At 69.5% G+C, this 12704-nt stretch carries 10 protein-coding genes; 4 read left to right on the top strand and 6 right to left on the bottom strand.

The features are described from left to right. The coding region (locus VLG41_RS17325) for a hypothetical protein (RefSeq protein ID WP_325350637.1) at positions 1 to 508 on the top strand (508 nt) is incomplete at its 5' end. A gap of 54 nt (positions 509 to 562) precedes the next feature. Here the strand turns inward: VLG41_RS17325 and VLG41_RS17320 are convergent. Then, a complete protein-coding gene (locus VLG41_RS17320; protein ID WP_325350636.1) occupies positions 563 to 1420 on the bottom strand; it encodes a 3-hydroxybutyryl-CoA dehydrogenase in 858 nt (285 codons plus the stop codon). Positions 1421 to 1591: 171 nt separating this feature from the next. Here VLG41_RS17320 and VLG41_RS17315 point away from each other — a divergent pair, with 171 nt between their 5' ends. Next, the gene (locus VLG41_RS17315; protein WP_325350635.1) at positions 1592 to 3232 is read left to right on the top strand and encodes a choline dehydrogenase; all 1641 of its coding nucleotides are present in this window, start codon (positions 1592 to 1594) and stop codon (positions 3230 to 3232) included. On the opposite strand, the gene rocF is transcribed toward VLG41_RS17315, so the two are convergent. Next, entirely contained in the window at positions 3198 to 4133 is a 936-nt protein-coding gene (gene rocF, locus VLG41_RS17310; protein ID WP_325350634.1) for an arginase, read from the bottom strand. The genes VLG41_RS17315 and rocF overlap by 35 nt on opposite strands. A gap of 251 nt (positions 4134 to 4384) precedes the next feature. Between rocF and VLG41_RS17305 the strand changes: the two genes are divergently transcribed. Further along, positions 4385 to 5557: a hypothetical protein gene (locus VLG41_RS17305; protein WP_325350633.1), complete on the top strand. Its 1173-nt coding sequence runs from the start codon at positions 4385 to 4387 to the stop codon at positions 5555 to 5557. 100 nt (positions 5558 to 5657) lie between these two features. Further along, a complete protein-coding gene (locus VLG41_RS17300) occupies positions 5658 to 6671 on the top strand; it encodes a substrate-binding domain-containing protein (RefSeq protein ID WP_325350632.1) in 1014 nt (337 codons plus the stop codon). Here VLG41_RS17300 and VLG41_RS17295 read toward each other — a convergent pair whose 3' ends face one another. From VLG41_RS17295 to VLG41_RS17280, 4 genes are all read right to left on the bottom strand, one after another. Then, positions 6672 to 7565, bottom strand: a complete 894-nt coding sequence (locus tag VLG41_RS17295; protein ID WP_325350631.1) for a diacylglycerol/lipid kinase family protein — start codon at positions 7563 to 7565, stop codon at positions 6672 to 6674. A 23-nt stretch (positions 7566 to 7588) separates the two neighbouring features. Next, entirely contained in the window at positions 7589 to 10882 is a 3294-nt protein-coding gene (gene icmF, locus VLG41_RS17290; protein WP_325350630.1) for a fused isobutyryl-CoA mutase/GTPase IcmF, read from the bottom strand. Between the two features lie 22 nt (positions 10883 to 10904). Further along, positions 10905 to 11786 (bottom strand): PPK2 family polyphosphate kinase, encoded by an 882-nt coding sequence (locus VLG41_RS17285; RefSeq protein WP_325350629.1) that lies wholly within the window; start codon positions 11784 to 11786, stop codon positions 10905 to 10907. Positions 11787 to 11918: 132 nt separating this feature from the next. Continuing rightward, a partial coding sequence (locus VLG41_RS17280; RefSeq protein ID WP_325350628.1) for a TRAP transporter large permease subunit occupies positions 11919 to 12704 on the bottom strand: 786 nt, incomplete at its 5' end.

The following is a 12704-nucleotide window of genomic DNA, read 5'->3' as shown; positions in this document are numbered from 1 at the left end:
GTCGCCCTCATCAGCGGGCCAGCCGGTCCAGCCCGTCGAGCGCGGCATGAAGGAGCAACTGGAAGCGCTGGAGAAAGCCGGTGAATTGCCCGCTCTGGACCGCTCTACCGACATCGCGGGGCCGGACATCGACCGCAACGGCATCCGTGACGACATCGATGCCTACATTGCCGCGTTGCCGGTGAACGATGCGGTCAAGAAGGCGGCTCGGCAAGTGGCGCGCGTGCAGCAGAAGTCGCTGCTGATCGACCTCAAGGATCGGATCTCTCTGCTGGCACTGTCCGATGCCAGCATGGCGTCCACTGCATGCATGTCAGAAACGGTAGAAGCTGGATTGCCATTGGAACGGCACTACAAGGTGCGAAGGGACGGGCACGCGATCACTCTCAAGATCGAGGCCATCACCGCCAACACCCCCGAGCGGGCCGGGCGCTACCTGGCCTACATGGGCGCCCTGCACGGCACCACGACGACCTACCCCACGGGCAAGGTCTGTGAAGACGAGTAGCCGCGATGCGCCAACCCGGGGCGCCCGGCCATGCGCGGGCCCGGGCCTGGCGCCTCAGTAGGTGTACACCCCGCGCCCCGTCTTGCGCCCCAGCCAGCCCGCGGCCACCATCTCCTTGAGCAGCGGGGCGGGCCGGTACTTGCTGTCGTTGTATTCCTCGACGTAGACGTTCATCACCGCCAGGCACACGTCCAGGCCGATCATGTCGGCCAGCGCCAGCGGGCCGATGGGCTGGTTGGTGCCCAGCTTCATGCCGGCGTCGATGTCCTCGGGCGTGGCCAGGCCCTCGGCCAGCACGAAGAAGGCCTCGTTGATCATGGGCACCAGGATGCGGTTGACCACGAAGCCCGGCGCGTTCTTCACGGTGATGGGCGTCTTGCCCAGCGCCTCGGCCAGGGCCTTCACGGTGGCGTGCGTGGCGTCGCTGGTCTGCAGGCCGCGGATGATCTCCACCAGCGCCATCATGGGCACGGGGTTGAAGAAGTGCATGCCGATGAAGCGGTCGGCGCGCTTCGTGGCGGCTGCCAGCTTGGTGATGCTGATCGAGCTGGTGTTGGTGGCGACGATGACCTCGGGCGCGAGCAGCGCGTCGAGCTGTTGCAGGATCTTGAGCTTGAGCCCCTCGTTTTCGGTGGCGGCCTCGATCACCAGTTGCGCACCCTTGAGGTCCTCGTAGTTCGTGCTGGCCTTGATGAGCGACAGCGCCTGGGCCTTGCCTTCGGCCGTCAGCTTCTCCTTCTTGATCAAGCGGTCCAGGCTGCCGGCGACGGTGGCCAGGCCCTTGTCGAGCGCGGCCTGCGCGATGTCGACCATGACCACGCGGATGCCGCTGGTGGCGCAGGCCTGGGCGATGCCGTTGCCCATGGTGCCGGAGCCGATGATGCCGACGGTCTGGATGCTGTTGCTGCTCATGCGAAAACCTCGTCGAGAAGGGAGTGGGATGAGGGGAAACCCGAGTGGCGCGGGCGTCTCGGGGTGTATCGGGCTAGGCGCGCCTGCCTACACCGCGAAGGGGACGCCTGCTACCTTGGCCGCCGATTGTCGCGTACCCATCCGGGTGCCCGCGGCAATGCAGGAGACAGCATGTACGACGTGATCATCGTGGGCGGCGGATCGGCCGGCTGCGTTCTGGCCAGCCGCCTGAGCGAGGACCCGTTCCTGCGCGTGGCGCTCATCGAGGCCGGCCCTCCCGACCGCAGCGTGCTCATCCACTGCCCCGCCGGCCTGGCCGTGCTGGCGAAGAACGGCCAGGCCAACTGGTGCTACGGGACCGTGCCGCAGCCCGGCCTGAACGGGCGGCGCGGCTACCAGCCGCGCGGCAAGGTGCTGGGCGGCTCCAGCTCGGTCAACGCCATGATCTACGCGCGCGGCCACCCCAGCGACTACGACGCATGGGCCGCCGAGGGCAACCCGGGCTGGGCCTGGGCCGACGTGCTGCCCCTGTTCAAGCGCGCCGAGCACAACGAACGCGGCGCCGATGCCTTCCACGGCACGGGTGGACCGCTCAATGTGCGCGACCTCACCAGTCCCAACCCCTTCGTTCCGCACTTCATCGAAGCGGCGCGCGAGGCGGGCTACCCGATCAATGACGACTTCAATGGCGCGCAACAGGAAGGCATCGGCCACTACCAGGTGACGCACAGGAACGGCGAGCGCTTCAGCGCGGCCAAGGCTTACCTGACGCCGCACCTGGGCCGGCCCAATCTCACCGTCATCACCGATGCGCTGGTCTGCCGCGTGGTGATGAACGAGGAAGCGGATCAGCCACCGCGCGCCGTGGCCGTGGAGTACCGCGCCCGTGGCGGGCGCGGACCGCTGCAGCTGTTGCGTTGCAAGGAAGGCAGCGGCGAGGTGGTGCTCAGCGCCGGCGCCTTCGGTTCGGCGCAACTGCTCATGCTCTCGGGCGTGGGGCCGGGTGACCACCTGCGCGAGCACGGCATCCGGGTGGTGCACCACCTGCCGGGTGTGGGCGCCAACCTGCACGACCACGTGGACGTGGTGCAGGTGGTCAACGCGCCGCGCGCGACCGAACTTTTCGGACTGTCGTTCAAGGGTGTGTGGGCGGCGTTGCGCGGCATCGCCGAGTGGCGGCGCGCGCGCACCGGCCTGCTGACCACGAACTTCGCCGAGGCGGGCGGCTTCATCCGCAGCTCACCCGACGAGGCCATTCCCGATTTGCAGCTGCATTTCGTGATCGGCAAGCTGGTGGACCACGGTCGCAAGACGGTGTTTGGCCATGGCTATTCCTGCCACGTGTGCCTGCTGCGGCCGAAGAGCCGCGGCACGCTGCGCCTGGCCAGCCGCGACCCGCAGGTGATGCCGCTGATCGACCCCGCCTTCCTGCAGGACCCGGACGATGCCGCGCGCCTGGTGCGCGGCTTCCAGCTCATGCGCCAACTGCTGGGCCAGCCCGCGCTCGCCCGCTTCGGCGGTGTCGAGTCGCGCGCCTCGGCCGAGGCCCGCAGCGACGCGCAGATCGAGCAGTTTGTGCGCAACCACGCCGACACCATCTACCACCCCGTGGGCACCTGCCGCATGGGCGTGGGCGAGCACGCGGTGGTGGACCCCGAGCTGCGCGTGCACGGCGTGCGGGGCCTGCGCGTGGTGGACGCCTCGGTGATGCCGCGCGTGGTGAGCGGCAACACCAATGCGCCCGTGATCATGATCGCCGAGAAGGCGGTGGACATGATCAGGGCACGCGCGCCGGGGACTGCTTTCGCATGAGGGTCGACTTGCCGAACAGGCTCTCGATGAGGTCGACCGCCACCTCCGCCGTGCGGTTGCGCACGTCCAGTGCCGGGTTGAGCTCCATCACGTCCAGCGAGGCCAGCCGGCCTGTGTCGGCGATCATCTCCATGCACAGTTGCGCCTCGCGGTAGGTGGGGCCGCCGCGCACGGTGGTGCCCACGCCGGGCGCCACCTCCGGGTCCAGGAAATCGACGTCGAAGCTCACGTGCAGGTGGGTGTCGGCGTCCACGCCGGCCAGGGCCTGCTCCATGGTGTGGCGCATGCCCATCTCGTCGATGTAGCGCATGTCGAAGACCTCCAGGCCGTGCTCGTGCACCAGGCGCTTCTCGCCCGGGTCCACGCTGCGGATGCCGATCTGGCGGATTTGCGAGGGCTGCACCGCGGGCACATGGCCGCCGATGCCCGTGAGCTCGGGCGGCCCCAGGCCGCACAGCAGCGCCACGGGCATGCCGTGCAGGTTGCCGCTGGGCGTCAGTGCGGCGGTGTTGAAGTCGGCGTGCGCATCCAGCCACAGCACGCGCAACTTTTTGTGTCTTTCCCGGCAATGCGTTGCCACGGCGCTGATGGAGCCCAGGCCCAGGCTGTGGTCGCCCCCCAGCACCAGGGGCAGGTGGCCCGCCCGCAGTTCGGTGAGCACGGCGCCGTGCAGGCTGAGGTTCCAGGCCAGCACCTCGTCGATGTGGCGGTAGCCGTTGTGGGGTGGCTGCCAGGGGTTGGACGGCCCGGCGAGGTTGCCGAGGTCGCTCACGGACAGGCCCTGCGCCTCCAGCACGGCCGCGAGGCCGGCCACGCGAAGGGCCTCAGGGCCCATGGAGGCGCCGCGCGCGCCGGCGCCGATGTCGGTGGGTACGCCGATGAGGCGGATGGAGGTGTTCATGGGCGCATTCTCGGTGCGACTTTTACGAATCGCTACCGCCTGTTGGGCCGGCCGATGCCCGGGCGCACCGGATACTGAGCCCATCCCCTTGTCTCCTTGTCTGGCTCCGCGTTCGTGCGGGGCCCTGGTGTTGCCTTATGTCTCATCGCCTGCTCCTGCTGTCTTCCCTGGTTCTCGCCTTGGCCGCCTGTGGCGGTGGAGGCGGAGACGGCGGTTCGGAATCCCCCGCCCAGAATCCATCCCCATCGCCCGTGCCGCCTTCGGGCGTGACGCCCCTGCCGCCCGGCGCCGGCCCCGGGCTGGGCGCCGCCTGCGCCAACCCCGCGGGGCGCGTGCTCGAGGTCGGTCCCGGCAAGGCGTATGCCTCGCCCAGCGCCGCCGCCGCCGCCGCGCGCACCGGCGACACCATCCGCATCAGCGCGGGTGACTACCGCGGCTCGGCCGCCGTGGCGCAGTGGACGGCCAGCGACCTCACGCTGTGCGGCGTGGGCGGGCACGCGCGGATGTACGCCGACGGCCAGAACGCGCGTGGCAAGGGCATCTGGGTCATCGGCGGCGCCAACGTCACGGTCGATGGTGTGTCCTTCCACAACGCCACCGTGCCCGACCAGAACGGCGCGGGCATCCGCGCCGAACACACCAGCGGCACGCTGCGCATCGTCAACAGCGGCTTCTACGACAATCAAAACGGCCTGCTGTCCAACCCCGGCAACGGCAGCATCGACATCAGCTATTCCGAGTTCGCGGGCAACGGGCGCGGCGATGGCTACACGCACAACCTCTACGTCAACCAGATCGACCGCCTGGTGGTGCGCGCCAGCTTCTTCCGGCAGGCCCGCATCGGGCACAACCTCAAGAGCCGCGCGCGCGAGAGCCTGATCGAGAACAGCTACTTCATGGACGGCCCCAGCGGCACCGCCAGCTACCAGGTCGACTTCCCCAACGGTGGCCAGGTCGTCCTGCGCGGGAACCTCCTGCAGAAGGGCCCCAACGCCGACAACGCCTACCTGGTGTCCTATGGCCTGGAAGGGCTGTCCAACCCCGCGCGCTCGCTGCACCTGGTGCACAACACCCTGGTGAGCACGCGCACGGGCGGCGGCTACCTGTATGTGGCCAGCGGCGCCAGCAGCGTGAGCCTCACGGCCAACCTGTTCGCGGGCACCGCCAGCCCCGCGCTCATCACGGGCGGCTTCGCCAGCGGCAACGTGAGCCAGAGCCAGAACGTCTTCGACGTGGCGGCCAACATTCCCGGCGCCACCAACGTGAGCGCCCCGAACTTCTGGCCCAACAGCGCCCTGCAGGCCCGCATCGGCCTGTCGGGCGTGCCCGACGCCGCCTACGTGAACGACACGCCGCGTCCCTTCGTGCTGCGCGCCATCGGCGGGGGCGCCCGCGTGGCCGGGGCGCTGCAGTCGGCGCCTTGAGCCCCGAGCGCGGGCCCAGATACCCCATTGGGTTCCGCGCGTGGCGCGCTCCTAGACTCGCGGCCCCGCCCGACGGGGCCCCCCACAGGAGTTCGCCACGTTGTCCCTTCTGAAGCGCGCCTTGCCGGGCGCCGGCCTGTTGTTCGCTTGCACGGTGGCCGCCGCGCAGGCCACGCTGGCGCCCCCGCCGCCCCAGGAGATCGCCACGGTGGTGAAGGTCACGCCCTTGCCCTGGTTCGACCGCATGGCCCAAGGCGTTCGGGCCTTCGAGCAATCCACCGAGGGCGTGCGCGCCCGCCAGTACGGGCCGGCGCGCGCCGAGCCCGCGCTGCAACTGCGGCTGATCGAGGACCTGTTGCGCGAGCAGCCGCCGCAGGCCCTGGCCATCGTGCCCACCGACCCGGCCGCCGTGGAAGACGTGGCGCGCCGCGCCATGGCCAGGGGCATCGTGGTGGTCACGCACGAGGCCGACAACCTGGTCAACACCCAGGCCGACCTCGAGGCCTTCGACAACGAGGCCTTCGGTGCCGCGCTCAATGAGCGCCTGGCCGCCTGCATGGGCGGGCAGGGCCAGTGGACCAGCTTCGTGGGCACGCGCGGCAGCCGCACCCACCGGCGCTGGATCGACGGCGCCGTGGCCAACGCGGCCAGGCACCCGGGTCTGGCGCTGATCGAACCACTGAACGAATCCAACGACGACGCCGAGCAGGCCTACCAGCGCGCGCGTGAACTGCTCCAGCGCCACCCCGGCCTGCGCGGTTTCCAGGGCACGGCCTCCAGCGACGTGATCGGCATCGGACGCGCGGTGCTGGAAGCCGGCCGCGCGGGCCAGGTCTGCGTGGTGGGCACGGGCCTGCCGCAGCGCAGCCGGGTGTTGCTGGAGGCTGGCGCCATCCAGGCCATCGGCTTCTGGGACCCGCGCGACGCGGGCCTGGCGCTCAACCGGCTTGCGCACCGCCTGTTGCAGGGGCAGGCGCTCAAGGACGGCATGGACCTGGGCGTGCCGGGCTACCGGCAGGTGCGCGTGCGCCCCGGCGCCGGGCGCGGCGTGGTCGTCACCGGCGACGCGGCCGTCATCGTGGACCGCGAGGGCGCGCGCGCCCACGACTTCTGATCAGCCCTTGCGCACCACGCGCAGCGCCGATGGCCGCACCACCACCTGCACCGAGCGCGCCAGGCCCAGCCATTCGCCGTCGGCGGCCAGGGGCAGGTCGCCACGCGCCAGGATCAGCAGGGCCTCGAAGGCCTGCGTGCGGATGCGCCGGTGGCCCAGGTGCCTGCCGCGCAGCAGGCGCGGCAGCATCAGCAGCGCGCCGCGGCGCGTGAACGGCCCCGCCAGCAGCAGATTGAGCAGGCCGTCGTGCGTGCGCGCGCCCGGTGTGGCCGGCATGCCGCCGCCGAAGGTGGGCGTGTTCAGGCTGGCGGCGAACAGGGCGGGGCCGCTGTGCAGGTGCTCGCCGTCCACCGTGATGTCCAGCGCCCAGGTGCGCAGGGCCGCGAGCTCGCGCAACGTGGCCCACAGGTAGCGCGGCAGGCCCCGCAGGCGGACCGGGCCGTCGAGCGCGCGGCGCGCCACGGCGGCGTCGAAGCCCGCGCTCAGGCTGGAGATGAAGTGGCTCTCGCGCGCGCGGCCCTGGTCGTCGTGCCAGAGGGCCAGGCCCAGGTCGATGAAGCCGGCGGGGGCATTGAGCGCGTGCGACACCCAGGACAGCGGCGCGTCGTGGTCCAGGCCGAGCGCGCGCGCCACGTCGTTGCCGCTGCCCAGCGGCACCAGGCCCAGTTCGTGGTCGCGCTCGATGAGCGCGGGCAGCCAGCGGTGCAGGGTGCCGTCGCCGCCCACCGCCACCACACGGCTGCCGCGGGGCAGGGCGTGCAGCAGCGCGAGCGCGGCCTCGGCGCTGTCGGGCACGTGCAAGGCCACGTCGGCGGGCAGGGCCTGGCGCAGCGCCGGCAACAGCGCGGCGGCCCGGCCGGCGCGGGCGCTGGGGTTGAAGAGAACGGCGCGCACCTGGTCCTATGCGGGCGGTGCCGTCACATGTTGCGTCGGTATTGGCCGCCCACCTCGAACAGCGCGCCGGTGATCTGGCCCAGCGAGCAGCAGCGCACCGCCTCCATCAGCACCTCGAACACGTTGCCGTTGTCGATCACGGTGCGCTTGAGGCGCTCGAGCATCGCAGGCGCCTCGGCCGCGTGGCGCGTGTGGAAATCCTGCAGACGCTTGAGCTGGCTCTGCTTTTCCTCCTCAGTGGAGCGCGCCAGCTCCAGCGACTGCGGGGTGGTGTCGCCGTGCGGGTTGCGGAAGGTGTTGACGCCGATGATGGGCAGCTCGCCGGTGTGCTTGAGCATCTCGTAGTGCATGGACTCGTCCTGGATGCGGCCGCGCTGGTAGCCGGTTTCCATGGCCCCGAGCACGCCGCCGCGCTCGGCGATGCGCTCGAATTCCGAGAGCACGGCTTCTTCCACGAGTTCGGTCAGCTCCTCGATGATGAAGCTGCCCTGGCTGGGGTTCTCGTTCTTGGCCAGGCCCCACTCACGGTTGATGATGAGCTGGATCGCCATGGCGCGGCGCACCGAGTCCTCGGTCGGCGTGGTGATGGCCTCGTCGAAGGCGTTGGTGTGCAAGGAGTTGCAGTTGTCGTAGATCGCGATCAGCGCCTGCAGCGTGGTGCGGATGTCGTTGAACTGGATCTCCTGCGCGTGCAGGCTGCGCCCGCTGGTCTGCACGTGGTACTTGAGCTTCTGGCTGCGCTCGTTGGCGCCGTACTTTTCGCGCATGGCCACGGCCCAGATGCGCCGCGCCACGCGGCCCATCACGGTGTACTCGGGGTCCATGCCGTTGCTGAAGAAGAAGCTCAGGTTGGGCGCGAAGTCGTCGATGTGCATGCCGCGCGCCAGATACGCCTCCACGAAGGTGAAGCCGTTGGAGAGCGTGAAGGCGAGCTGGCTGATCGGGTTGGCCCCGGCCTCGGCGATGTGGTAGCCGCTGATGGAGACCGAGTAGAAGTTGCGCACGTCGTGGTGCACGAAGTAGCTGGCGATGTCGCCCATCACCTTCAGGCTGAACTCGGTGCTGAAGATGCAGGTGTTCTGGCCCTGGTCTTCCTTCAGGATGTCGGCCTGCACCGTGCCGCGCACGTTGGCCAGCACCCATTCGCGGATCTTCGCGGCCTCGGTGGCGGTGGGCTCGCGGCCGTTGTCGGCCTGGAACTTCTCCAGGTTCTGGTCGATGGCCGTGTTCATGAACATGGCCAGGATGCTGGGCGCCGGGCCATTGATGGTCATGGACACCGAGGTGGCCGGGTGGCACAGGTCGAAGCCGCTGTAGAGCACCTTCATGTCGTCCAGCGTGGCGATGGACACGCCCGAGTTGCCCACCTTGCCGTAGATGTCGGGGCGCGGGTCGGGGTCGTTGCCGTAGAGCGTGACCGAGTCGAAGGCGGTGGACAGGCGCTTGGCGGCCATGCCTTCGGAGAGCAGCTTGAAGCGGCGGTTGGTGCGAAACGCATCGCCTTCACCCGCGAACATGCGGGTCGGGTCTTCGCCCTCGCGCTTGAAGGCGAAGGTGCCCGCGGTGTAGGGAAAGCTGCCGGGCACGTTCTCCAGCATCAGCCACTTGAGCAGCTCGCCGTGGTCCTCGTACGGCGGCAACACGACCTTGCGGATCACGGTGCCGGAGAGGCTCTTCGTGGTGAGCGCGGTGCGGATCTCCTTGTCGCGGATCTTCACCACGTACTCGTCGCCCGAATAGGCTTTCTGCATGTCGGGCCACTGCTGCAGCAGCTTGCGCGCGCCGGGGTCCTGGTCGAGTTCGCGCACCTGGGCGAGGTCGATCACGGCCTCGGCGGCGCGTGAGCGTTCTGGCTTGTCGATGCGCAGCATCTGCGCGCTGGCGCGCAGTTGCTGGATCTCGCGCGCCAGGCGCGCCTGCTCGCGAACGGCCTTCTTGTAGCCGCGCACGGTGTCCGAGATCTCGGCCAGGTAGCGCGTGCGCGCGGGCGGCACGATGGGCGTCTGGTTGGTGCTGTGGCGCACGCCCACTACGGGCAGCGTGCCCTCGTTCAGGGCCAGCCCAAGCTCCGCCAGGCGGGGCTTGAGCGCCTGGTACAGCGCGCTCACGCCGTCGTCGTTGAAGCGCGCGGCCATGGTGCCGAACACCGGCATCTCGTCCGGGCGCTTGCCCCAGGCTTCCTTGTTGCGCTGCACCTGCTTGGCCACGTCGCGCAGCGCATCGGCGGCGCCCTTGCGGTCGAACTTGTTGATGGCCACGAACTCGGCGAAGTCGAGCATGTCGATCTTCTCGAGCTGGCTGGCCGCGCCGAACTCGGGCGTCATCACGTACAGCGGCACGTCCACGTGCGGGACGATGGCCGCGTCGCCCTGGCCGATGCCGGAGGTTTCGACGATGACGAGGTCGAAGCCCGCGGCCTTGCAGGCGGCGATCACGTCGGGCAGGGCCGCGCTGATTTCGCTGCCGAAATCGCGCGTGGCCAGGCTGCGCATGAAGACGCGCGGGCCTTTCTGCCACGGGGCGATGGCGTTCATGCGGATGCGGTCGCCCAGCAGCGCGCCCCCGCTCTTGCGCCGCGAGGGGTCGATGCTGATGACGGCCACGCGCGCCGCATCGCCCTGGTCCAGCCGCAGGCGGCGGATGAGTTCGTCGGTGAGCGAGGACTTGCCCGCGCCGCCGGTGCCGGTGATGCCCAGCACGGGCACCTTCGTCGCGGCGGCCGCATCGCGCACGGCCTGCACGAGGCCCGCGTCGGCCTGGCCGTTCTCGATCACCGTGATGAGCTGGGCCAGCGCGCGCCACTGCGCCTCGCCCTGGCCCTGGATGGCCTTGAGGGCCGTGGGCGCGTGCGGGGACAGGTCGCGGTCGCAGCGCATGACCATCTCGCCGATCATGCCCTGCAGGCCCATGCGCTGGCCGTCCTCCGGGCTGTAGATGCGCGTCACGCCGTAGGCCTGCAGCTCCTGGATCTCGCTCGGCACGATCACCCCGCCGCCGCCGCCGAACACCTGGATGTGCTCGCCCCCGCGTGCCTTCAGCAGATCGACCATGTACTTGAAGTACTCGACGTGGCCGCCCTGGTAGCTGCTGATGGCGATGCCCTGCACGTCTTCCTGCAGGGCGGCGGTCACCACCTCGTCCACGCTGCGGTTGTGGCCCAGGTGGATCACCTCGGCGCCCATGCCTTGCAGGATGCGGCGCATGATGTTGATGGCCGCGTCGTGCCCATCGAACAGGCTCGCGGCCGTCACGAAGCGCACCTTGTGCTTCGGGCGGTACTGGGTCAGGGCCTGGTAGTCGGCGCTCAGCTGGGTCATGGCTTGTCTCTCTCGGGTGGAATCAGTCGACGCGAAGGCTCTTCAGCGCGGGGTCGTCGGGCGGGAAGCGCAGCTCCAGGCGCTGGAGCGTGTCGCGCACGATGGTGGCGATCATCAGGTTGCGGTGGGTCTTGCTGTTGGCGGGCACCACGGACCAGGGCGCCCAGGGCGTGCTGGTGGCCCCCAGCAGGTCCTCGTAGGCCTTCTGGTACGCGGGCCATTGCTTGCGCACGTCCAGGTCGCCCAGGCTGAACTTCCAGTGCTTCTCGGGGTCGTCGATGCGGTCCTGCAGACGCTGGCGCTGCTCGTCGAAGCCGATGTGCAGCATGAACTTCAGGATCACGGTGCCGGTCTCGGCCAGCAGGCGCTCGAAGTCGTTGATGTGCGCGTAGCGCTGCTGCGTTTGCGCCTTGTCGATCCAGCCGTTGACCACGGGCACGAGCACGTCCTCGTAGTGGCTGCGGTTGAAGACGACGATCTCGCCGTTGCCCGGCATGGCCTGGTGGATGCGCCAGAGGAAGTCGTGTGCGCGTTCGGGTTCGGTGGGCGCTTTCCAGCCCACGGTGCGCACGCCCAGCGGGCTGGTGCGGCCGAACACGCCGCGCACGGTGCCGTCCTTGCCGGAGGTGTCGGTGCCCTGCAGCACCACCAGCAGCTTGTAGCGGCCGTCGGGGTGGAACACGTTCTGCAGGGCGTCGATCTCGCCCGCGAGCCGTTCCACGGCCTCCTTGTCGGCGGCCTTGTCGCCGCCGGAAAACGGTTTGCCGTCCGGGGCCAGCGCGTCGAGCGAGACCTTCGGCCGGGTGGCATCGGGGTCGATCTGCCAGTCGCGCCAGCGCGAACCCTTGGGAGCGCGCAGCACCGACTCGGCGAAGGGCAGGCGGGCGTCACGGGCGTCGGGCATGGCGGGGGTGTCGTGAAGGGTGAGCGATACCCTAACCGGGTACCGTCAAGTTGACGTTAACGTAAACGTCAATGGTAGCGGCAAACCATGAAAAAGGGGCGCCGAAGCGCCCCCGTGCGGGATGAGCGGTGATCAGTTGTAGAGCACCGACGGCAGCCACATGCCGATCCCGGGGAAGAGGTACAGCAGCACGATGGCGATGATCTGGATGCCCATGAACGGGATCATGCCGGCGAAGATCTGGTTCAGCGTCACGTGCTTCGGCGCCACGCCTTTCAGATAGAACGCGCTCATGGCCACCGGCGGGCTCAGGAACGCGGTCTGCAGGTTCAGCGCCACCAGCAGGCCGAAGAACAGCGGATCGACGCCGAAGTTGTCCAGCAGCGGAATGAAGATCGGCATGAAGATCACGATGATCTCGGTCCACTCCAGCGGCCAGCCCAGGATGAAGATGATGATCTGCGACAGGATCAGGAACTCGGTCTTGGACAGGTTCATGCCCAGTACCCACTGCTCCACCAGCTCCTGGCCGCCCAGCAGCGCGAAGGCCGCCGAGAAGATGGCCGAGCCCACGAACAGCCAGCACACCATGGCGCTGGTCTTGGCCGTGAGGAACACGCTCTCCTTGACCACGCTGAAGGTGAGCTGCCGGTAGGCGGCGGCCAGCAGGAAGCCGCCGAAGGCGCCCACGGCCGCCGCCTCGGTGGGCGTCGCCAGGCCGAACACGATGGAGCCGAGCACGGCCAGGATGAGCACCATCAGCGGGAAGAAGCTGGAGAGCAGCATCTTGAAGATCTCGACCCGGGCGTAGCTGAACAGCGCGTAGAACACCGCGAGCGCGAGTGCGCCCACGGCCACGCCGATCCAGTAGCCGCTGCCCGCGCCGCTCGCGGCGGCTTCGGCGCCCGCGCCAGCCCC

This window comes from Hydrogenophaga sp. (genome assembly GCF_035481345.1).
Lineage (GTDB): Bacteria > Pseudomonadota > Gammaproteobacteria > Burkholderiales > Burkholderiaceae_C > Hydrogenophaga.
This window is presented reverse-complemented; position numbering and strand designations above follow the sequence as displayed.